Source organism: Sphingobacterium lactis (assembly GCF_051951495.1).
Lineage (GTDB): Bacteria > Bacteroidota > Bacteroidia > Sphingobacteriales > Sphingobacteriaceae > Sphingobacterium > Sphingobacterium lactis_A.
This window is the reverse complement of the sequence record NZ_JBNHAS010000002.1, coordinates 291,679-312,626: the sequence shown is the minus strand read 5'-3', so window position 1 is coordinate 312,626 and position 20,948 is coordinate 291,679. Positions and strand designations below refer to the sequence as shown.

Sequence of the window (20,948 nt, the reverse complement as noted above, 5' to 3'; positions counted from 1 at the left end):
GCCTATGGAGTTATTATTGGTCGCGGTTCTGGGTTTACTGTACGCTGCTGGGGTTTTTTTAATCCTGAGGCGAAGCATGGTGAAGCTATTGCTGGGTATTATGTTGCTTGGTAATGGCACCAACATTCTCATTTTCCTTTTAGGGAGCATCACCAAGGGGAAACCTCCGGTTATTGATGCAGACCACAATGTATTTCAAGATATTTATGCAGACCCTATTCCACAAGCGTTGATCCTAACGGCTATCGTTATCAGCTTCGCTTTGACTGCATTTGCGATTGTATTGCTAAAAAGGGTTTATGCCCTAGTGGATACTGATGATTTAGATGACTTAAACACGCCGGAAGAAGAAGATATATGATCGATAACCATATTTTAGCCCCTGTATTCATCCACCTATTCACAGCAATCTTACAGCTGATTGCTTGGCGGAAGACCATCTCTCAGCGTTTCCTGAGTGTGGGCGGAGCTTTTATCGGTCTGCTTATTGCCATCCGATTGTTTGCCCAAGTTTATAATGAAGGTCCATTGCATTTGAATGCGTCCAATTGGGATGCCCCATTTGGAATTGTCTTTGTGGCGGATCCACTAGCCACCACTATGGTGCTCTTAACTTCCATTGCAGGCTTTGCCGTATCCATCTTTTCATCCATCGGATTGAATAGACAACGAATGCTCTATGGCTATTTCCCGATTTTCCACTTCTTATTGATGGGATTAAATGGTGCCTTCTTAACAGGAGACATCTTTAACCTGTATGTGTGGTTTGAGGTAATTATCATTTCTTCTTTTGTCTTAATGACCTTAGGTGGCCGAAAAGCACAATTAGAAGGGGCGGTGAAATACATGTCCATGAATATTCTGGCATCGACCTTCTTCCTAACCGGGATAGGGATATTATACGGTATTACAGGTTCCTTGAATATGGCAGACCTTGCTTTAAAGATTCGGGATTTCCCCAATAAACCTTTGGTTGGGGTGACCTCCATATTCTTTATCATGGGCTTTGGTATTAAATCCGCTGTATTTCCGCTGTATTATTGGTTGCCTTCATCCTACCATACACCACCTTCCGCAGTTGCGGCAACATTTGGTGGTCTATTGACCAAGGTAGGTATCTACGCTATTTTAAGGGTGTTCAGTTTGATTTTCATCCCAGATGATTTTACACGGACTTTATTTATGGTTCTGGCAGTTCTAACCATATTGACAGGCGCTTTTGGGGCAATGGTCAAGCCGAACATACGTCGCCTTTTTTCCTATCTCATTGTTTGTCATATAGGATTTATGCTTGGAGGTATAGCCATGTTTAGCAAGATTGCATTGATGGGAACCGTATTTTACTTGATTCACGATATCATCGTAAAGACCAATATGTTCCTGATTGCCGGATTTATCCGTCAGGTTCGGGGCACGATGGATATGAATAAATTAGGTGGCTTGTATAAGGATTATCCAATAATTTCACTCATCATCGCACTGGTACTCTTCTCCTTGGTTGGTATCCCCCCATTATCGGGATTCTGGCCAAAGATTTACTTGTTTCAGGAAGCTTTTATCGAGAAGCAGTATTTCTTTGTTGCAGCCCTGATTATTGGAAGTTTAGTAACCTTATATGTCATTGCTAAAATGTGGGCCGATGTTTTTTGGAAAGATGTTCCAGCAGATGTCGAGGTGGAAAACAAGTTTGAGACCATGCCCCCATTCAAGAAGATATTATTGGTCTTACCGATTTTGTTATTATGCGGGGTGACACTATATATCGGTATTCAAGCCGAAAACATCGTTTTGTTGGTGGATAAAATCACCAACGAGTTAATGGACACAAGCCCATACATCCGTACCGTGTTGGGCGATAAAGCTTTTGAACAATGATCAAGTTTTTTCTAATGAACCTCCTGCTATCCTTTATTTGGGTAGCATTGACAGGCCAGATGAACTACTCGAACTTTGTGTTCGGCTATTTATTAGGTTTTGGGGTGCTATTTATCATGAATAGGAATGAAACGGATCAACGGTATTTCTATAGGGTACCCAAGATTGTTAGTTTCTTCTTCTTCTTTCTATATGAATTAATCAAAGCGAATGTGCAAGTTGCATATGACGTTATTACGCCTAAATACTTCTTTAAACCGGGTATTGTGCGTTATCCGGTAAATGCTACAACAGACTTTGAGATTAATCTATTAGCAACTTTTATTTCTTTAACACCAGGTACGCTGATTATGGATATCAGTGATGATAAAAAGGCCATCTATATCCATGTGATGTACCTGAAGGATGAAGAGGCATTTATTCGGAGTTTAAAAACAGGGGTTGAACGTAAATTATTGGAAATATTGCGATGAGTTTAGAGACCTATTTTGATTTTGTAATTCTCCCGATATTGACCATTTCGGTTTTATTAGTCTTTATCCGTTTGTTTAAAGGTCCTTCGGTGGTGGATCGGGTGATTGCCTTGGACTTGATTATCACGATTGGGATTGGGATTATTACGGTTTATAGTATCCGGCAGGAACAAGAAGTTCTATTGGATGTTGCTATTATTTTGGCACTGATTGCTTTCTTAGGCACGATTGCCTTTTCGTATTACATAGAAAAACAACAAGATGATTGATTGGATATTGGGATTTTTGAGCACCGTAGGTGCCTTGTCTATATTGTTTGCATCCATTGGCGTATTAAGGATGCCCGATTTCTATCTGCGCCTTTCCGTAACGGTAAAAGCTTCAACATTAGGCGTAGGGCTCTTGTTGATCTGTGCAGCGATTATGTTCCCGGATGATGTATCGGTAACCACCAAATCCATAGCAATTATATTTTTCTTGATCCTAACGGCACCTATTGCGGCGCATATGATTGGAAAAGCAGCCTATTTCATTGGCACTCCACTTTGGAAAGGCACAGTAACCGATCAACTGAAAGGCATGTACAACAAAGAAACACATTGCTTAGAAAGTGACCCTAAAAAGGCGCAAAAGCATCCCGAAGAGACCATCTCCAATGATGAAGACGAAACGGATTAAAAGATTAAACAAACGGGTTTAAAGGCTTTAATACGTTTTCCAGAATCGCTCAATAACCCAGTCTTTTTATCACGTTTAAAAATTATCACCTCATTGCTTAATTGATTCCCCACCAATACGAAGTTTTGATCTGGAGAGAAATTAAAATTACGCGGCCCTTTACCAAGAACAGACTGAACCTGAATTTTATTTAAAGTACCATCTTTTTGAACAGCAAAGGTACTAATCGTATTTGCATCAACCCGATTGCTGGCATAGACAAACTTGCCATCTTTGGATATCTTAACATCTGCTGCACCATCCTTACCTAAAAAACCTTCTGCATTCATGTTGATGACCTGCTTTTGTTTCCAGGAATTTCCTGTTTTTTCATAAACAACGACATCAGCAGACATTTCCATCAGTGCATAGAAATACTTTTTGTTAGGATGAAAGGCGATGTGTCTAGGACCAGCCCCCTTAGGGGTTTGTATGGTCTCTATTTCATTAAATTGGTATTTCCCGTTTTCTAACTTCACCGCTAAAACATGGATTAAATCTGTACCTAAATCAGAAACGTAGATATTCCCATCAGGACCTTGAAAGGCGGAATGTATATGCGGTGCCTCTTGTCTTTTGGTATCGACACTGGAACCGCTATATTTTTTAAAATCATCTTGGCGGATGTGGCCATTCGTATCGATAGCATACAAATCTAAAGCTCCACCCAAATAATTGGATACAACAGCATATTTCCCTTTTTTGTCGGTTATGACATGGCAAGGTGCCGAGCCTGTGGTTGGTAGTTTATTTAAAAATTGTAGTTTCCCATCTTCTATACGGAAAGCCGAAACGCTTTGATTTCCATCGGTCAGTTCATTTGCTGCCAACAAGATGTTTTTGTGACGAGCAAGGAAGGAAGGTGAAGCAGTTTCAGTTTCTGACAACAAAGTAGCATCTCCAGTTTTGGTATCGAATGCGAATGTATAAATCCCCTTACTTTCATTCTTTTGGGTGTAGGTACCGATATAAAGTGGAATTTGTTGAGCTTGTATGTGTTGGCTATGGAGCATAGCAAAGAAAATTAAGATAGGTAAAAGGCGTTTTATCATCTGTTAAATATGGTTAAATCAGCCTAAATGTATAATGCAATGATTATTTTAGCTGAACTTTTAAAACGGTTGATTAAGAATATTATTTTATTTCAGTCATAAAAGTAGAAAAAAGGCATAATATTTAATAATTTTGCCGGAAGACTATCTAAAATAGCGCGTAACAAACAGAATGAAAAACCTTTCAAAGATTATTATATTACTTCTTGCTGTATTTACTGTACAAGCAAATGCACAAGAAAAGCTTATTGACCGTGTGGTGGCTACTGTGGGTTCCAATGTGATTTTACAATCGGAAGTGGAAGCTCAATATGCCCAATACCTCATGAATGGTGGTACACCGGATGAAAGCTTCAAATGTACAGCCTTACAACAATTAGTTATCACCAAATTATTGGCTCAACAAGCAGCTATCGACTCGATCGAAGTTTCTGAATCAGAAGTTGATGATCAATTAAATGCCCGTATGCGCGAAATGATTCAACGTGGTGGTGGTCAAGAGCGTGTAGAAAGCTTATTGAAACGCTCCATCTTACAGTACAAGGAGGAAATGCGTCCTGTATTGGCTGAACAGTTAAAGGCTGAACGTTTTCAACAGAACCTAACACAGAAAGTTACCATTACTCCTCAAGAGGTAAAACAATATTTTGAGTCGATTCCTAAAGATAGTTTACCTTATTTCAATACAGAGGTAGAGATTGGTGAAATCGCTATCTTCCCAGAGTTGACCAAAGAAGAGAAGAATATTTTCAAAGAACGTGCAGAGAAATACCGTCAACAGGTTTTAGCAGGTACTGATTTTGGTACAGTTGCTCGTTTCTATTCAGAAGATAAAGGTTCAGCATCACGTGGTGGTGAAATGGATTTCCAACCAAGGGAAACATTTGTAAAGGAATTTGCTGCCATGGCATTCCGTTTAAAAGAGGGTGAAATCTCTCCAGTTTTTGAAACCGAATATGGATTTCACTTCTTACAGGTATTACAGCGTCGTGGTGAGGATGTAAAAGTGAGACACTTATTGATCTTGACTCAACCAACTCAAGCGAGCTTAGACCGCGCAAAAGCGAAATTAGACTCGGTACAGAATTTGGTAACTACCGGCAAGATGAGCTTCAGTACTGCAGCTTCGGTGTTCTCGGATAATAAAGAGACCAAATTTACTGGTGGTATGGTTATCGACCCAAGGTCGCCAACTCGTTCTACTGTAATTTCCGTAGATGGTTTACCGAAAGAATTGTTCTTGGCGATTGACCCATTGAAACCAGGTGAATATTCTAAACCTTACCAGTTCCAAGATGAGCGTACAGGTAAAGTAGGATACCGTTTCAATTTATTGAAAACTCGTATCCCTCCGCACCAAGCAAGTATGGAGCAGGATTTTGCCAAAATCAAATACTTCGCTCAAGAGGATAAAGTTAGACGTCGTATGAGTGAATGGTTTGAAAAGAAAATGAAAACTACCTTCGTAAGCATCAATGAGGACTTCGGAGCATGTGATGAGTTAAGACTTTTCCAAACCCCAGCAAGCGATATCGCAGCGAAGTAATTCGCACAATGACCATATAAAAAGGGGTGAATCTTATCGATTCATCCCTTTCTTTTTATTCTTGATTGAAAACTCCAACTATCGAAGTTGTTTATTTGCTAGCTCAACAGTAATTGTTTCAAACTTGTTTATCTTTCGAACATCATCTCTAGAATGACCTTCCAGTTGAAATCGTCTTTTAGCTGCCATATACGGACATAACTAAATTTAACCACCTTGTCCTTCATCCCTACCGTTGCAGTTCCGTAGGTGTAAGCAAATTCACCACTATAGGCACGTCCTACATCGCTAGGCTTAGTGTCGATCTCAATACGTTCTTTTTTAAGAAAATTCAGGATATTATCTCGACCCTCAATCTCATTCTGCCATGGGAAGTAAAAACGAGCATCATCGGCTAAGAATTCTTTATAACCTGTTCTTGTATCAGCCTTCAGGATAGTAGAGAATAATTCATCCGTTTGGAATACCACCTCCTCACGTTGTTCCAATCGTTTGGTAGAACGGTGTTTTAGATAGTTTTTATCATCTGGTTCGTAATACTCTAGTTCTCCAGCTTTTTTCTTACCGAAGTTTTCCACTTCAGTACGAATATGTACTTTCCAATTACCTTTTTTATCACGGCGCCATACGGTCAAATATTGGCCATAACGTTTCGGGGATCCTACTTTTTGGAATTCCATAGGGCCTGAAGTCACCCCCCAATCTAAACTCCGAGATACCAACACTAGATTGGGATTCCAAGTTAACAAATCAGGAATGTTAGGTCTATTATCGAGATAATTAACCGCATTCACGGGTGATGGCACGTAAAACGTGGATAGTTTATCCACCATATATTTAAATCCGGTATGCGGACCTTCCGTTTTGGATAGATTTGCTGCTGTTTTATCCACATTTAATAACCCACCTACCTTATCTGGTAGTTGGGCAAATGCAGATACAGATACTAATGCAGCGGCTAATAGAGTTAAGCCTTTTTTATAGATCATTCTTAATATTTTCTCTACTTAATCAAATCTTATTCCAAAGTGTTCCTTCCTTGCTATCCTTTAGTTGGATACCAATCTCCGTCAATTTCTCACGGATGCTATCGGAAGTCACAAAATCTTTGTTTTTCTTGGCGTCATTACGGATTCCAATGATGATTTGCATCAAATCATCCATGCTGTCCACATCTCCTACTTGGTCATCTTTAAGACCTAGGATATCAAATACGAAGGCTTGGATAAAACTGCGTAATGCTTCCAAATCTGTAGCATTTATGGTCAGTTTATTATCGTAAATGGAATTAATGATACGCACAACTTCAAATAGCTCCGCTATTAAGACAGGGCTATTGAAATCATCGTCCATGGCAGCATAACATTTGGCCTTAATTTCTTCCAGATTGCCAAAGTTAGATTTTGAAGACGGGCTGATTTTTTCCAATAAACTAATGGCCGTCATCAGACGTTTATAGCCTTTATCGGCTGCCTCTAATGCTTCATTGGAAAAGTCCAGGGTACTTCTATAATGCGCTTGCAGCATAAAGAAACGAACAGCCATTGGAGAATAGCCTCTAGTCAACAATGGATGGTTACCAGTGAATAATTCACCTGGAAGGAAACCATTTCCTGCTGATTTAGACATTCTTGCTCCATTAACAGTTAACATATTCGTATGCATCCAGTATTTAGCCGGTGCTGTATGGTTACATGCCTCTGATTGTGCGATTTCATTGGTATGGTGGGTAGCGGCTAAATCCATTCCTCCACCGTGAATATCGAATTGATCACCCAAGTATTTGCGACTCATGGCTGAACATTCAATATGCCATCCTGGGAAACCTACTCCCCATGGTGATGGCCAACGCATGATATGCTCCGGTTTAGCCTTGATCCATAACGCAAAGTCCAAACGACCACGTTTCTCGTCTTGTCCACCTAATTCTCGGGTATTGTTCAGCATATCCTCCAAATTGCGGTTGGTCAAGATGGTGTAGTTGTATTCCTTCACATATTTCTCTACATCGAAGTAAACAGTACCATTCACTTCGTATGCAAAACCATTCTTGATAATCTCTTGAACCATTTCAATCTGCTCGGAGATATGTCCGGTTGCAGTAGGTTCAATGCTAGGCGGCAAGGTATTGAACATACGCAATACATCGTGGAATCCTAAGGTGTACTTTTGTACAATCTCCATAGGTTCCAATTGCTCTAGCTTGGCCTTTTTAGCAAATTTATCGTCTCCCTCATCATTATCACCTTCTAAGTGGCCAGCATCCGTTATGTTACGAACATAACGAACCTTATAACCAAGGTGAAGGAGGTAACGGAAAATCAAATCAAAAGAAACAAAGGTTCTACAATTCCCTAAGTGCACATCACTGTAAACAGTGGGTCCACACACATACATCCCTACCATATTTGGATGGATAGGCACAAATTTCTCTTTCTTACGTGTTAAGGTATTGTATAATACGAGATTATGATTCATATTGATCTGCTGATTCGTTTATTTTTGTCTAAAGAAGATTTGGATAGGAACTCCAGAGAAATCAAAGTTTTCTCGAAGCTTATTCTCAATAAATCGCTTATAAGGATCTTTAATGTATTGTGGCAAATTACAGAAGAATGCAAACATTGGTGATCTTCCTGGTAATTGCGTAACATATTTAATCTTGATGTATTTTCCTTTGGTTGCTGGTGGTGGATATTTCTCAATAATCTCTAACATCACATCATTTAATTTGGATGTAGGGATTTTCTTAGTTTTATTCTCATACACCTCCATAGCTGTTTCTACAGCTTTGAAAATACGTTGTTTCTCTGTAACAGAAGTGAAAATAATTGGCACATCGGTAAATGGCGCAATCTTCGACTTGATAGCATCCTCAAATGCTTTTGCTGTCTTATGGTCTTTCTCTACGGTATCCCATTTATTCACAAGTAGCACAATACCTTTTTTGTTTTTCTCCGCTAAGTGGAAGATATTGATATCCTGCGCTTCAATACCATCTTTGGCATCAATCATCAGGATAACTACATCAGAATCCTCTAGAGCTTTGATAGTACGCATGACCGAGTAGAATTCGATATCCTCATTTACTTTGGATTTACGACGAAGTCCTGCGGTATCGACCAAAAGGAATTCATGTCCAAATTGGTTATAATGAATACGGATGGAGTCACGGGTTGTACCAGCGATAGGAGTTACGATATTACGTTCCTCACCTAAAAGTGCATTGGTTAAGGAAGATTTACCTACGTTAGGTCTACCAACAATGGTAAACTTAGGTAATTCGTCCTCATCTTCCTGATTTTCATCCAATCCTTTAACAACCTCATCAAGTAATTCACCGGTTCCAGAACCAGTCATGGAAGATATGTTAAACACTTCGCCTAATCCTAAGGAATAGAATTCATGTGTATCGTGGGTTTGCTTTGCACTATCTACTTTATTGGCAACGACAAATACGGGTTTACTGCTACGACGTAGAACATCGGCAATTTCATCATCAAGATCAGTGATCCCAGTTGTAGCATCTACGACAAAAAGAATCGCGGAAGCTTCATCGATAGCAATTAATACCTGGTCGCGGATAGCCGCTTCGAATACATCATCTGATCCGTGAACAAAACCTCCGGTATCAATGACAGTGAATTTTTTGCCGATCCATTCGGCTTGTCCGTAATGACGGTCACGGGTAACACCACTAAAATCATCTACAATAGCCTTACGACTCTCCGTAAGACGGTTGTATAAAGTGGATTTGCCAACATTTGGCCTCCCTACAATTGCTACAATATTTGCCATATTTTGTTATTCATCTGTTACCTCACGGCAACAGTACAGTTCTTTGTAAAAGTACAAAGTTACGCAATAATCAAACATAATTGGTCAGAAATCACAAATAGGAATACATTTTACAGCTAATATGTCAAGCTTTTACATCCAATTTACATGACTCCCTAAATTATGTAGCACAGCAAGGAAGTTCACAGCCATGAAAAAAGACTTATTCTAGCTTATTAACAATGGAATACACCTTAATAAGCATAAAAAAAGGTTGCCTGAAGATCAGGCAACCAGACATTGATGTGTCTTGAAAATTAACAGTTAGAAATATTGTAATTACTATTTGTATCCGTTACCGAAATACAGCAGTAAGTTTTATTGTCAAGTATAGTAATCCCCCCATATCCTTCTCCTATTTCCCTCCAGTTTATCATTATTATTCAGGTCATATTTCTTTGATTTTCTATGGAAAAATTAACCCATTTTGTTAATAAATCTCTGAAATAAACACAAAATAAATATTATTTCAACATATAAGAAAGAGTGCTTTCCTATAAATTCAATGAAAATATACGACATTCTTTCTAAGAAACAAAAATCAAAAAACACGCAACCGTTTGATTGCAATTAAATATAAAGTAGCTATACACTACCATGTAACCGCAAATTATAACGAATAAAAGAAATAAATTAAAAACGGAGCAACTTAGTTTCATTTATGAAACAAGGGATTCGTGTCATGAAAATAACGACACTTAAAAACTTTTTAAAAAAAGTTTTATTTATTAGGAAAAACAACAGAAATATTACGTAAAAATATTAAAATCTCAAGCGATTCTATGAAAAGCAGTTCTACCTGAATAGTTCTATTTAATAGATCGAGTTCTACTGGCTACCACTTTAATTTTGTTTTTAGATATGGATATATAAAAACAGCTCCCAAGATGATAATGGCACCAAAATAAAATCCGGTACTCATCGCTTCCCGTTGACCAAAAATCATCAATGCCAGGATAATTCCATACACTGGCTCCAGGTTAGTGGTCAATGCTACGGTGAAAGCCGATAGCTCCTTCATAACCGCAACCCCCAATACATAGGCAAAGGCAGTACACAATCCACCCAACAACAATAGATACAATAAATCCGATTGGCTAAGGTAGAGCTGTTCATCAAATTGACCAACCACAGCCAACATGATGGAAACAACAATAAACGCACCTATCATCTCATAGAATGTGATGATCGTTGGGCTGGCCTTTTTCACCATCCTTGCATTAAATATGGAGAATATACTGGCACAGAACGCACAGGAAAGACCATAGACTATCCCCCAGAAATATTGAAATTCAAATTTAAAGATGAGGTAAATTCCAAAGATTATCAGAAGGCCGACCATCACATCAGAAATAGCAATTCGCTTCCTGTTGATGATAGGTTCCAAAATGGACGTAAAAAGCGTTACGGAGGACAGCGTAACGAGCGTCACAGATACGGTAGATATTTTAATCGCATGAAAGAACAATACCCAATGCAGTCCAACTAAACTTCCGACAGCCAAATATTGACCCAACTGCGCCTTAGTGACACGGATACTTCTACGCTTAAACATAAAGAAAACCCATAGCGACAAGGCAGCAATCAATACCCGATACCAGACCAAATGTAAAGCTGATACAGAAATCAATTCACCAAGTACCCCGGTAAATCCCCAGATAAGGACCGTGAAATGCAATATTAGGATATTGCGATTAATCGTAAGGTTTGACATGTTAACCGCCTTTATTTAGGCGCCTTCTTTAATAGATAAAAACTAATGAATAGAAATATTACGTTTGGAATCAACACCGATATTAAAGGATCCAAGCCTCCCTTGATGGAGAACATACTCGAGAATCTTTCCAATACGATGTAAATACAGCTCAGGGCAATTCCTAGACCCAAACTTAACCCTATACCTCCTCTGACTTTTTTCGAGGACAGGGAAACCCCAATAATGGTTAGGATAAAGGCTGAAAAGGGATTGATAATGCGTTTGTACTTCTCAAGAAGCAACTCATTCATCATTCCTGTACCACGAATTTCTTCCTTACTGATGCGGCTTTCCAATTCTTTTTGACTCATGGTGGTAAAGACATTCTCGTAGACATCAAAATCCTGAGGCGCCATATCTAAAGTGGTATCCCGCTTCTCACCGGAATCCATACGTTCTTTCAAACCGTAAATATGTCGGTTGGTATAACTGTGGATACTCCATTTATTTTGTGTAGAATCCCAAGTAATACGCTCAGCCATTAACTTTTCAGTCATCCTGTTGCCGTCAAACTTCTCCAAACTGAAGTTGTACCCTACTTTAGCCTTGGTATCGAAAGAACCCATATACACGTAGGTATTGGAGTCAATCTGCATGTGTGTAGAAGACGATGTATTGGAAACTTTATTTGGCTTGACATAGACATTCTCAAAATCAACTTTGACCTTATTGGTAAAAGGAATGACATAGACGTTGGAAACCAAGGTCATTGCACAGATTAATCCCGAACACAACAGATAAGGCCTAAGCATTCTATTGAAACTCATCCCTCCACTGAGGATCGGAACAATCTCCGTTTGGTCAGCCATCTTGGAGGTAAAGAAAATAACGGCTATGAAGTTAAATAGCGGCGTCAGCATGTTGATAAAGAAAGGCAAACTCCCCAATGCATAGTATTGTAGGAATACCTTGGACATGGGTGCCTTATACTTGTTAAAATCATCGATTTTCTCCGAAATATCAAAGATTACGATGACCACACAGAAGATGGCTACCGTAAATACAAAAGTAGACAAGTACTTTTTAATGATATAACGATCGATAATTTTCATGCTTCGATTATAATCTTTGTCCTAATTTTACAACCATCTTGTTCTTCCAATCATAGAAAGTACCATCGATGATGCGTTCTCTGGCTTCATTTACTAACCAAAGATAAAAATGTAAGTTATGTAATGATGCAATTTGCGCTCCTAAAATCTCTTGCGAGCGAATTAGGTGGCGTAAATAGGCTTTGGTATGGATTTGATCAACTAATAAATCGCTTTCTGCTTCGATCGGACTAAAGTCATCCTTCCATTTCTCATTCTTGATATTGATAATACCCTCACGAGTAAACAACATGCCATTACGAGCATTTCTGGTTGGCATCACACAGTCGAACATATCAATACCCAAAGCGATATTTTCTAAAACATTTACTGGAGTACCTACGCCCATTAAATAACGCGGCTTTTCTTTAGGCAGGATGTTGGTCACCACTTCAGTCATGGCATACATCTCCTCCGCAGGTTCACCTACTGATAAACCGCCGATAGCATTCCCTTCGCGATTAAATGAGGCAATTTTCTCAGCAGATTTCTCACGAAGATCTTTGTAAACTGACCCCTGCACAATTGGGAATAAGGTTTGATCATAACCATACAAAGGTTCTGTACTATCAAATCGATCACAACAACGCTTTAACCAGCGGTGCGTCATATCTAACGATCTACGCGCATAGTTATAGTCACATGGGTATGGCGTACATTCATCAAATGCCATGATGATGTCTGCACCGATGATACGTTGAGTGTCCATCACATTCTCTGGAGTGAATAAATGCTTGGAACCATCGATATGTGAGCGAAAGGTTACCCCTTCTTCTTTAATTTTACGGACTTCGGTTAAGGAGTATACTTGATAACCCCCAGAGTCAGTCAAGATGGGACGGTCCCAATTGATGAACTTATGTAAACCCCCAGCCTTATTCAACACATCTAAACCTGGACGTAAGTACAGGTGATAGGTATTCCCTAAGATGATTTGTGCTTGAATATCATTAACCAGTTCATGTTGGTGAACTGCTTTTACTGTTCCCGCAGTACCAACGGGCATGAAAATAGGTGTTTTTATGGTACCATGAGCAGTTTCTATCTCCCCTGCTCTTGCTCTTGAAAAATTATCTTGTGCCTGAAGCGTAAATTTCATACTTATCCTTAATCGACCGCAAAAATACTATAAAATTCCGAGCGATTGATATATCCGGCATTTAATTAGTAATTCTTAACAACCTTTCACCCGTATTATTACGATAACCTGTATCTTTGCCCCTACTTTTATGTTAGCTAATTTTCATATCGACCTGAACAGCGACCTAATTCCTTATGGAATTCTCTTGCTGTTTTTGGTATTCCAACTTTACTTTATCCTGTTTGTGTACAGCAAGCTTGCACGCTATCGTGTTAAATCCTATCAGGATCTTGCGGATAAAAAGCCGGTTTCTGTACTAATCTGTGCCCATAATGAGCAAGACAACTTACAACAATTCCTTCCGAGCATATTGAATCAAGATTACCCAGACTTTGAGGTAATTGTAGTGAATGATTGCTCCAGTGATGAAACCAAATGGATTTTACAGGATTTTGCAAGTAAATATTCTCATTTACGAATTGTGGAAATCAAAGAGCACATTCAGCTTAAGCATAGTAAGAAATTTGCACTGACCATGGGTATCAAGGCCGCGAAAAATGAATACTTGCTGATGTGTGATGCAGATTGTGAACCAGTAAGCAGAAATTGGATTAGCGAATTAGAAGGAGCATTTCAAGAGAAGAAAGAGATTATCCTTGGTTATTCCCCGTATTTCAAATACAAGGGATTTCTCAACAAGCTGATTCGTTTTGAAACCAGCCATACAGCCATGAGCTACCTATCTTATGCCTTAAAAGGAGATGCTTATATGGGAGTAGGTCGTAATCTTGCTTATACCAAATCTCTATTTTTCAAAGGCAAGGGGTTCAATGCGCATATGCATATTAAATCGGGCGATGATGATTTATTTGTAAACAGCAATGCAAATTCATCGAATGTGGCTATTGCCATTCATCCCGATGCGATTGTGGAATCAGCTCCTAAGACGACTTGGAAAAGCTATTACAAACAAAAGGCTAGGCATTCCGGAGCTTCCGTGCTTTATAAAACCAGACATAAAAATATGTTGGGCATCCAATTGGTTACTGCTGTTTTGTTTTATCTGGCTATAATCGCTGCTGTAGTGATAACACCTCAGTATTGGTACCTGGCATTGGCAGCTTATTTAATTCGATTAATTTGCCAACTGCTGGTCTTCAAGCCTATCTATCGTAAATTACAGGTAGCTGACCTTTTAGTTTGGCTTCCCCTTTTAGATTTCTATTATTATTTTTACATCTGTTTCAACGGTCTCTTCAATCGAAAGAAAAAACAAAAGACCTGGAAATAGCATCCTATTGAACATTTAACAAAGCAATACCGTGAATCCAACTGTAGATATTATTTATCAATATTTCCCAAAACTTACTGAGAAGCAAAAGCAACAATTTGCCCAACTCGAAGAAGTTTACCCTTTTTGGAACGACCAGATTAATGTGGTTTCTCGCAAGGATATCGAGAGTTTATACTTGAAGCATGTCTTACACTCTTTGGCTATCGGCAAGTTCGTTGGTGAGTTCAGCCCGAAGACTCGTGTGCTTGATGTAGGTACCGGTGGTGGATTCCCAGGTATCCCATTGGCGATTTTATTTCCGGAAGTACAATTTCATTTGGTAGACTCCATAGGGAAGAAAATTAAGGTGGTTAGGGAGGTTGCACAAGCATTAGGATTAACAAATGTGGAAGCTGACCACATGCGCGCAGAGGAACTGGATTACAAATATGATTTCGTGGTTTCTAGAGCAGTAACCCGTCTGGGAGATTTCCTGCCATGGGTTAGAAACAAGTTTGAGAAAAACGACAAAAATAGCATTCCTAATGGCATATTATATTTAAAGGGAGGTGACTTGAAGGAAGAGATCAAAGAGGCTAGAGTCAAAGCTGAATTACATCCTATCTCCAGTTATTTTAAAGAAGACTTCTTTGACACTAAATATGTCGTTTATATTCCAATGTAAGCGGAAATATATAAAACAAAGAAAAGCCAGTATGTAAAAATATACTGGCTTTTCTTTTAGAACTTTTAAATGGATAAATTCTCTTTCTTTTGTTTTTGAAACCAATCATAAAAGAAATTGGCCAATTTACGTTCTTCAGGATCAACATTACGATTATAACTAAATCCAACCCTTTGAACAGTTTTCTTTTGATTATTCATATTATGAAAATCTATTGCTACACAAGTACCATTAAATCTTTCTTCTAAGGAATTTGCCATCACATTCATAACCTTTTCACCTTTTATACGCTCAGCAATGTAGGCAATGTGTGAAATGGCTTCTCCATTTTCCTCAGCCTCGTAAACAACTTTCTTACATTTTTGGCCATTTAATAATGTATCTCCTTTCAACACATATTTTGGAGCAAGTGTCGACATTAAAGAATCAGTTTTTAAAAACATAAGTCCCATTTGGTCCGTTGAATTATTTAAAATCTTTACAAGGTTTTTATTTGTATCAAACTCATATGTTTTTTTAGTCGTATAATCTGTCAGGAAATAACCTCCTAAAGAATCTTTGGAACTAGAAACAATTTTTTTAAAATCATTTTCCCCATCTAATTCAATATCTGATGTAGTTTTATATATAGTATTTTTTTGGATTGCCAAACCCTCTATCATCAGAACTTCTGTTTGTTTTAATACGTCAGGGATATTATCAAATTCCCATTTTACCTTCAGTAAATAAGGGTTTGGTTTATTGCTTTGCTCCTGAGCAATTAACAATTGCAATGAGCCTAATGTGACTAAAGTCAACAAAATAAAGTTTTGGAAGATTTTCATTACTTAGTGCTGTTAGTGTGTGCTTTAGAAAATATAAATTGTTTACCGAAACTACATTTTTTAAGGACTCAACACAATAGGGAACAGCTAAAAACATACTCAGGAAGGAAAATATAATATTAAATTAACATCGTACAGAAAAAACCACAGGCCATCTAATTTAAATTAAAGATGGCCTGTAAAATTCAATCAATGATATGTGACCGATTGAATGAATAATTAAGGAAATATGTATAATTAAAAAATTCGTTGAGAATATGCTGCGGTGAATGTTTTTTATATCCTTCAAAAAAAGGCATAAAAAATGGGTAAGCCCCCTTTATCGCACCGCTCAACCAAATACCCTTGCTTTGTTCCCAACCTGGGGGAGTCAATGGGAGCTGGTCGTAAAGGACTTACCCACGGCAAAATTAACAATTTTTTAATGTTTTCGAAAAGAAAATAGCACTTATGCGCTATACCGCTGACATTCAGCCAAAAAATTACATCTTGTCTTCCCGATATTCTCCTTTTAAGGCAAAATAACCGAACACCGCCAAGCCAATACTGATGATGGGTGTCAGGATAAACAGGATAATTATCCCAAATACCACATCTTCTTGATGACCGGACATAATCTTGGGTAAACCAAACTTCGCAATACAGAAATATGCCGTAAGTAATGCCAAGGCTATCCAGACAATACCTAATATTTTTTTAATGTTTTCCATAGTCTAACTCAAATCTTTTGCTACCATATTCTTATTGATATATAAAGCCCCTATCACAAAACAAACTGCGGATATAATAATGGGATACCATAAACCTGCTAAATAGAAATTAGGGTCTGCTGCTGTTTTAGCTGTAGTAGCCAAATAAGTGGATACCGCAGGTAAGAGCCCTCCAAAAATACCATTACCTATATGGTATGGTAAGGACATGGAGGTATATCGAATCTTAACCGGAAAGATCTCAACCAAAAAGGCTGCTATCGGACCATATACCAAGGTGATGTAGATAATCTGAATGAAAATCAAAGCAATTAATGCCACATAATTACCTCCTGAGAGATGGACCGTAGTTTTCTCCAACATCTTCACCTCCCCAACTACCGCTTGACCATCTTTCTCCAAGTAGCGTCGGTGTTCCTCTTTTAATGTGGTTCCATCAGTAAATACACGGTTTATCGTATGTACTTCCAGCAAATCATCATCAATTTGTTGTTCTTTGGTATCTTCTGATCTGGAAGCAACAACCTCTTCTTTTAAATCTGGGTTACTCAGCTTATACATGGCTTGATAAATCGGCCTATAGGTCAATACAGCAAGTAACATCCCGATTAACATCACCCATTTACGTCCAACCTTATCCGAGAGTTTACCAAATACCACAAAGAATGGAGTGCCAAATAGCAGCGCTATCCCCAATATGGTATCCGCTTGATCGGAATGTACCATCATGACCGTCTTCATAAAAGACATGGAATAGAACTGGCCTGTATACCAAACCACCCCCTGCCCCATAGCGGCCCCAAATAAAGCCAATAGAACAAATTTCAAGTTGTATTTATTACCAAAACTCTCTTTCAAGGGGTTTGTTGAAGTCTTACCCTCTGCTTTCGCTTTTTTAAATTCAGGCGACTCATCCATGTTTTTACGAATCAGGTACGATACATATACCATTAATATTGATAACAGGAAGGGTACTCGCCAACCCCATTGGTCAAATTGTGTTTCAGTCAAAACTAACTTTGTCAACAAGATAACCACCAAGGAAATAAAGAGTCCGAATGTTGCAGTGGTCTGGATCCAGGAAGTCCAATAACCCCTCTCCCCATGAGGAGCATGTTCAGCAACATAGGTCGCCGCACCACCATACTCACCTCCCAATGCTAAACCTTGCAATAGACGCAGGATAAGCACAATCAGCGGCGCAAAGAAGCCAATCTGTTCATAGGATGGTATTAGCCCTATCAGGAAAGTAGCACCACCCATGAGCATTAATGTCACCATGAAGGTGTATTTACGCCCTATCAGGTCCCCTAGACGCCCAAAAAATAAAGCCCCAAAGGGGCGTACGACAAAGCCAGCTGCAAAAGTGGCTAATGTGGATAAAAAGGCTGCAGTAGGATTATCTGCTGGAAAGAATTTGGTGGAAATAACCACCGATAAACTCCCGAAAATAAAAAAATCGTACCACTCAATGAGGGTTCCTAAGGAAGATGCCCCGATAACCTTCCAGATCCCTTTCTTACTTACTTGTTCTTGCATAGATGTTTATTAGGTTTAAGGTAATTTATATATTTTCCCCGGTAGGGACTGTACTATTCCTTTCATCTCCATTTCCAACAATACGAGCGCAATTTTACTCTGTTGCCAATCACAATAAATAGCCAATTCGTCAATCGAAGCATGCTCTACCTCCTTCAAATAGGTAAATATGCGTTCTTCATCATTATTCAAGTCTGCTAGCAGGCTTAATTGCGTTCCTACATCTTTCTTGCTTGCTGTATCCAGATCCCATTGCATCAATTGAATAAGATCTTCCGCATGCCGTATTAAATGCGCTTTATTATTCCTGATCAACTCATTACAACCTACTGAATAAGGTTGGTCAACTGGACCAGGAAAGGCACATACATCACGATTATAACTGTTCGCAATCTCTGCTGTTATTAATGCGCCTCCCTTATTTGCTGCCTCTACCACCACTGTAACATCCGATAGACCTGCAATAATGCGATTGCGCATTGGAAAATTAACACGGTCAGGCAATGTTCCTGATGGGAATTCAGATAATAAGCGCCCATTCTCCAGAATCTTTTCAGCGGTCTCCCGATGCTCAAAAGGGTAAATCCGATCAAGACCATGACCTAATACGGCCACATTTCCTATTTTCTGTTCTACTGCTGCACGATGAGCCAGGATATCAATTCCAAAAGCCAAACCACTCACCATTAATACATCCAAATCGGATAAACCCTCTAGTAGAGCTTCAGTCAATTTGCGACCATAATGGGTCGCATTTCTAGTGCCTACAACACTTACTATTCTTTGCTTATTCAGGTCTAAACTCCCCTTGCTGTAGAGAAGCATAGGCGCATCATCACAATTTTTCAGTCGATGAGGAAAACGATCATCCTCATACCAAAACAATTCAATTCCATGGTCTTGTATATACCGATATTCTGCTTCAGCAGCTCGCATATGGGCACCTGAAACCAATTCATCTATTACAGAACGCGTAATCCCCGGTATTCGTTTTAATTCTGCAGGTTTACTTTTAAAAACTTCTTCTAAACTGCCAAAGTAGGCCAATAATAGTCGACTTGATTTAGGTCCGACACCTTTAATCTTAGTAATTGCAATCTGCTCTATGGCATTCATTCTTGGCTAGTTGAGTCTAAATATAAGGAATCAGACTACCTTCTGCAACATCCTTAAAACTTAAATGCTTAACTTTGTGCTTCTAAAGAAATAAAATGGAACTACAAGAACCTTTTGATATTGAGATCAACGGAATTACTTATTCCGTATTCCCGGACGAGAAAGATACCTATACCGTTTTTAAGGATGGACAAGAATATGTGCAAATCATTAAAGACACCGAAACTACTTGGTTAAAGCTGAATCCTGAAACTGGACTTCCGATGTTCGGAATGGATGAAGAAATCAACCTGATCGGTTCAGAAATCAATAAAAATATTTCATAATAAGCCCATAAGCACAATTTCTCCAAACTGAAAATGGAGAAATAACGGAATTGAAATGCATCCTATGCTACAATCGATAAATAGTCTAAGCAAATGAGGGCTAATTGCCAGTTAGTCAATCAGCTTTTGGGGGCAATAACAATTCCTCCTACACATATTAGATATTTTTTGTTTATTTGTAATCCGAATTAACACGAGTCTATGAGTTGGTTTAAAAGAAACAAAGCAGGAATACAAACTGCTACGGAGCATAAGAAAGAGGCACCTGATGGGATGTGGAACAAATGTCCTAACTGTAAAAAGCCCCTTTTGAATGTGGAGCAGGTAGAAAACAAATACGTTTGTCATTATTGTGATTATCATATTAGAATAGGCTCTACCGCATATTTTTCGATTTTATTTGATAATAACGAATACACGGAACTCTTCCCGAACCTGAAAGCAGGTGATCCCTTACATTTCGTCGACACCAAACCTTACAAAGACCGTTTGCTCGATAGCCAAGCAAAGACTGGCTTAAATGATGCATTACGTGCTGCTGTTGGTAAATTGGACGGTCAAGAAATCGTAATTGACTGTATGGACTTCTCCTTTATCGGTGGATCTATGGGATCAGTAGTAGGTGAAAAAATCGCACGTTCCATTGATTACTGTATCGAACATAAATTACCTTTTATGTTGATCTCTAAATCTGGTGGTGCACGTATGATGGAAGCAGCTTTCTCTTTAATGCAGATGGCTAAAACATCCGCAAAGCTAGCTCTTTTGGCACAAGCAAAACTTCCTTATATCTGTTTATTGACTGACCCGACTACCGGAGGTGTAACTGCATCTTACGCGATGTTAGGTGATATCAATATCGCTGAACCAGGAGCATTAATTGGTTTCGCAGGTCCTCGTGTCATCAAAGAAACCATTAAGAAAGACCTTCCTAAGGGATTCCAAACTTCTGAATTCGTATTAGAACACGGATTCTTGGATTTCATTGTGGATAGAAGACAATTAAAAGAAAAAGTATCGACCTTCTTGAAATTAGTGAAATAACCT

General features: G+C 38.7%; 21 protein-coding genes and 1 other RNA gene. 10 read left to right on the top strand and 12 right to left on the bottom strand.

Going from position 1 to position 20,948, the window contains the following annotated elements; all coding sequences use genetic code 11:
- Positions 1 to 4: 4 nt before the first annotated feature.
- From ACP6L2_RS09055 to mnhG, 5 genes are read left to right on the top strand one after another with little or no spacing between them, the layout of a single operon-like run.
- Positions 5 to 361 (top strand): Na+/H+ antiporter subunit C, encoded by a 357-nt coding sequence (locus ACP6L2_RS09055; RefSeq protein ID WP_440508906.1) that lies wholly within the window; start codon positions 5 to 7, stop codon positions 359 to 361.
- Positions 358 to 1,875: a proton-conducting transporter transmembrane domain-containing protein gene (locus ACP6L2_RS09050; protein ID WP_440508905.1), complete on the top strand. Its 1,518-nt coding sequence runs from the start codon at positions 358 to 360 to the stop codon at positions 1,873 to 1,875. Before ACP6L2_RS09055 ends, ACP6L2_RS09050 begins: the two co-directional genes overlap by 4 nt.
- Positions 1,872 to 2,348 (top strand): Na+/H+ antiporter subunit E, encoded by a 477-nt coding sequence (locus ACP6L2_RS09045; protein WP_344673162.1) that lies wholly within the window; start codon positions 1,872 to 1,874, stop codon positions 2,346 to 2,348. The genes ACP6L2_RS09050 and ACP6L2_RS09045 overlap by 4 nt, the downstream gene beginning before the upstream one ends.
- Positions 2,345 to 2,617: a monovalent cation/H+ antiporter complex subunit F gene (locus tag ACP6L2_RS09040; protein WP_440508904.1), complete on the top strand. Its 273-nt coding sequence runs from the start codon at positions 2,345 to 2,347 to the stop codon at positions 2,615 to 2,617. Before ACP6L2_RS09045 ends, ACP6L2_RS09040 begins: the two co-directional genes overlap by 4 nt.
- Positions 2,610 to 3,026, top strand: coding sequence for a monovalent cation/H(+) antiporter subunit G (mnhG, locus tag ACP6L2_RS09035; protein WP_440508903.1), 417 nt, complete (start codon positions 2,610 to 2,612; stop codon positions 3,024 to 3,026). Before ACP6L2_RS09040 ends, mnhG begins: the two co-directional genes overlap by 8 nt.
- On the opposite strand, the gene ACP6L2_RS09030 is transcribed toward mnhG, so the two are convergent.
- Positions 3,023 to 4,117 (bottom strand): lactonase family protein, encoded by a 1,095-nt coding sequence (locus tag ACP6L2_RS09030; protein WP_440508902.1) that lies wholly within the window; start codon positions 4,115 to 4,117, stop codon positions 3,023 to 3,025. The two genes, mnhG and ACP6L2_RS09030, sit on opposite strands and share 4 nt — an antisense overlap.
- Positions 4,118 to 4,289: 172 nt before the next feature.
- Here ACP6L2_RS09030 and ACP6L2_RS09025 point away from each other — a divergent pair, with 172 nt between their 5' ends.
- Entirely contained in the window at positions 4,290 to 5,663 is a 1,374-nt protein-coding gene (locus ACP6L2_RS09025; RefSeq protein WP_440508901.1) for a peptidylprolyl isomerase, read from the top strand.
- Positions 5,664 to 5,791: 128 nt separating this feature from the next.
- Here the strand turns inward: ACP6L2_RS09025 and ACP6L2_RS09020 are convergent, their stop codons facing one another.
- The 6 genes from ACP6L2_RS09020 to tgt form a co-directional block, all read right to left on the bottom strand.
- Positions 5,792 to 6,652, bottom strand: a complete 861-nt coding sequence (locus ACP6L2_RS09020) for a DUF4440 domain-containing protein (RefSeq protein WP_440508900.1) — start codon at positions 6,650 to 6,652, stop codon at positions 5,792 to 5,794.
- Positions 6,653 to 6,674: 22 nt separating this feature from the next.
- Positions 6,675 to 8,141, bottom strand: a complete 1,467-nt coding sequence (cysS, locus tag ACP6L2_RS09015; protein WP_440508899.1) for a cysteine--tRNA ligase — start codon at positions 8,139 to 8,141, stop codon at positions 6,675 to 6,677.
- Between the two features lie 18 nt (positions 8,142 to 8,159).
- Positions 8,160 to 9,461, bottom strand: a complete 1,302-nt coding sequence (gene der / locus ACP6L2_RS09010; protein ID WP_440508898.1) for a ribosome biogenesis GTPase Der — start codon at positions 9,459 to 9,461, stop codon at positions 8,160 to 8,162.
- 874 nt (positions 9,462 to 10,335) lie between these two features.
- A complete protein-coding gene (locus tag ACP6L2_RS09005; RefSeq protein ID WP_440508897.1) occupies positions 10,336 to 11,214 on the bottom strand; it encodes a DMT family transporter in 879 nt (292 codons plus the stop codon).
- Positions 11,215 to 11,225: 11 nt separating this feature from the next.
- Positions 11,226 to 12,308 (bottom strand): LptF/LptG family permease, encoded by a 1,083-nt coding sequence (locus ACP6L2_RS09000; RefSeq protein ID WP_440508896.1) that lies wholly within the window; start codon positions 12,306 to 12,308, stop codon positions 11,226 to 11,228.
- A 7-nt stretch (positions 12,309 to 12,315) separates the two neighbouring features.
- Positions 12,316 to 13,446, bottom strand: coding sequence for a tRNA guanosine(34) transglycosylase Tgt (gene tgt / locus ACP6L2_RS08995; protein WP_440508895.1), 1,131 nt, complete (start codon positions 13,444 to 13,446; stop codon positions 12,316 to 12,318).
- A gap of 130 nt (positions 13,447 to 13,576) precedes the next feature.
- On the opposite strand from tgt, the gene ACP6L2_RS08990 reads away from it, so the two are divergent.
- Together ACP6L2_RS08990 and rsmG are read left to right on the top strand one after the other, a co-directional pair.
- The gene (locus ACP6L2_RS08990) at positions 13,577 to 14,719 is read left to right on the top strand and encodes a glycosyltransferase (protein ID WP_440508894.1); all 1,143 of its coding nucleotides are present in this window, start codon (positions 13,577 to 13,579) and stop codon (positions 14,717 to 14,719) included.
- 31 nt (positions 14,720 to 14,750) lie between these two features.
- A complete protein-coding gene (rsmG, locus tag ACP6L2_RS08985; RefSeq protein ID WP_440508893.1) occupies positions 14,751 to 15,386 on the top strand; it encodes a 16S rRNA (guanine(527)-N(7))-methyltransferase RsmG in 636 nt (211 codons plus the stop codon).
- A gap of 65 nt (positions 15,387 to 15,451) precedes the next feature.
- Here rsmG and ACP6L2_RS08980 read toward each other — a convergent pair whose 3' ends face one another.
- The 5 genes from ACP6L2_RS08980 to dprA all read right to left on the bottom strand — a co-directional run bounded on the left by ACP6L2_RS08980 (position 15,452) and on the right by dprA (position 19,575).
- Positions 15,452 to 16,210 (bottom strand): hypothetical protein, encoded by a 759-nt coding sequence (locus ACP6L2_RS08980; protein ID WP_440508892.1) that lies wholly within the window; start codon positions 16,208 to 16,210, stop codon positions 15,452 to 15,454.
- 303 nt (positions 16,211 to 16,513) lie between these two features.
- Positions 16,514 to 16,611, bottom strand: an RNA gene (gene ffs, locus ACP6L2_RS08975) — signal recognition particle sRNA small type.
- An 81-nt stretch (positions 16,612 to 16,692) separates the two neighbouring features.
- Complete coding sequence (locus ACP6L2_RS08970; protein ID WP_344673176.1) at positions 16,693 to 16,920, bottom strand: DUF6814 family protein; 228 nt, start codon at positions 16,918 to 16,920, stop codon at positions 16,693 to 16,695.
- A 3-nt stretch (positions 16,921 to 16,923) separates the two neighbouring features.
- The gene (locus tag ACP6L2_RS08965; protein ID WP_440508891.1) at positions 16,924 to 18,459 is read right to left on the bottom strand and encodes an MFS transporter; all 1,536 of its coding nucleotides are present in this window, start codon (positions 18,457 to 18,459) and stop codon (positions 16,924 to 16,926) included.
- A 15-nt stretch (positions 18,460 to 18,474) separates the two neighbouring features.
- Entirely contained in the window at positions 18,475 to 19,575 is a 1,101-nt protein-coding gene (dprA, locus tag ACP6L2_RS08960; RefSeq protein ID WP_440508890.1) for a DNA-processing protein DprA, read from the bottom strand.
- 95 nt (positions 19,576 to 19,670) lie between these two features.
- On the opposite strand from dprA, the gene ACP6L2_RS08955 reads away from it, so the two are divergent.
- Both ACP6L2_RS08955 and accD read left to right on the top strand, forming a co-directional pair.
- On the top strand, positions 19,671 to 19,901 hold the full coding sequence (locus ACP6L2_RS08955; RefSeq protein ID WP_440508889.1) for a hypothetical protein: 231 nt from the start codon (positions 19,671 to 19,673) through the stop codon (positions 19,899 to 19,901).
- A gap of 201 nt (positions 19,902 to 20,102) precedes the next feature.
- The gene (gene accD / locus ACP6L2_RS08950) at positions 20,103 to 20,945 is read left to right on the top strand and encodes an acetyl-CoA carboxylase, carboxyltransferase subunit beta (protein ID WP_344673180.1); all 843 of its coding nucleotides are present in this window, start codon (positions 20,103 to 20,105) and stop codon (positions 20,943 to 20,945) included.
- The last annotated feature ends 3 nt before the right edge of the window (positions 20,946 to 20,948 follow it).

What these genes read in the sequence shown, in the direction of transcription:
- ACP6L2_RS09055 (WP_440508906.1), top strand. Translation starts at nt 5, where the DNA reads ATGGAGTTATTATTGGTCGCGGTTCTGGGTTTACTGTACGCTGCTGGG.
- ACP6L2_RS09050 (WP_440508905.1), top strand. Translation starts at nt 358, where the DNA reads ATGATCGATAACCATATTTTAGCCCCTGTATTCATCCACCTATTCACA.
- ACP6L2_RS09045 (WP_344673162.1), top strand. Translation starts at nt 1,872, where the DNA reads ATGATCAAGTTTTTTCTAATGAACCTCCTGCTATCCTTTATTTGGGTA.
- ACP6L2_RS09040 (WP_440508904.1), top strand. Translation starts at nt 2,345, where the DNA reads ATGAGTTTAGAGACCTATTTTGATTTTGTAATTCTCCCGATATTGACC.
- mnhG (WP_440508903.1), top strand. Translation starts at nt 2,610, where the DNA reads ATGATTGATTGGATATTGGGATTTTTGAGCACCGTAGGTGCCTTGTCT.
- ACP6L2_RS09030 (WP_440508902.1), bottom strand. Translation starts at nt 4,117, where the DNA reads ATGATAAAACGCCTTTTACCTATCTTAATTTTCTTTGCTATGCTCCAT.
- ACP6L2_RS09025 (WP_440508901.1), top strand. Translation starts at nt 4,290, where the DNA reads ATGAAAAACCTTTCAAAGATTATTATATTACTTCTTGCTGTATTTACT.
- ACP6L2_RS09020 (WP_440508900.1), bottom strand. Translation starts at nt 6,652, where the DNA reads ATGATCTATAAAAAAGGCTTAACTCTATTAGCCGCTGCATTAGTATCT.
- cysS (WP_440508899.1), bottom strand. Translation starts at nt 8,141, where the DNA reads ATGAATCATAATCTCGTATTATACAATACCTTAACACGTAAGAAAGAG.
- der (WP_440508898.1), bottom strand. Translation starts at nt 9,461, where the DNA reads ATGGCAAATATTGTAGCAATTGTAGGGAGGCCAAATGTTGGCAAATCC.
- ACP6L2_RS09005 (WP_440508897.1), bottom strand. Translation starts at nt 11,214, where the DNA reads ATGTCAAACCTTACGATTAATCGCAATATCCTAATATTGCATTTCACG.
- ACP6L2_RS09000 (WP_440508896.1), bottom strand. Translation starts at nt 12,308, where the DNA reads ATGAAAATTATCGATCGTTATATCATTAAAAAGTACTTGTCTACTTTT.
- tgt (WP_440508895.1), bottom strand. Translation starts at nt 13,446, where the DNA reads ATGAAATTTACGCTTCAGGCACAAGATAATTTTTCAAGAGCAAGAGCA.
- ACP6L2_RS08990 (WP_440508894.1), top strand. Translation starts at nt 13,577, where the DNA reads ATGTTAGCTAATTTTCATATCGACCTGAACAGCGACCTAATTCCTTAT.
- ACP6L2_RS08980 (WP_440508892.1), bottom strand. Translation starts at nt 16,210, where the DNA reads ATGAAAATCTTCCAAAACTTTATTTTGTTGACTTTAGTCACATTAGGC.
- ACP6L2_RS08970 (WP_344673176.1), bottom strand. Translation starts at nt 16,920, where the DNA reads ATGGAAAACATTAAAAAAATATTAGGTATTGTCTGGATAGCCTTGGCA.
- ACP6L2_RS08965 (WP_440508891.1), bottom strand. Translation starts at nt 18,459, where the DNA reads ATGCAAGAACAAGTAAGTAAGAAAGGGATCTGGAAGGTTATCGGGGCA.
- dprA (WP_440508890.1), bottom strand. Translation starts at nt 19,575, where the DNA reads ATGAATGCCATAGAGCAGATTGCAATTACTAAGATTAAAGGTGTCGGA.
- ACP6L2_RS08955 (WP_440508889.1), top strand. Translation starts at nt 19,671, where the DNA reads ATGGAACTACAAGAACCTTTTGATATTGAGATCAACGGAATTACTTAT.
- accD (WP_344673180.1), top strand. Translation starts at nt 20,103, where the DNA reads ATGAGTTGGTTTAAAAGAAACAAAGCAGGAATACAAACTGCTACGGAG.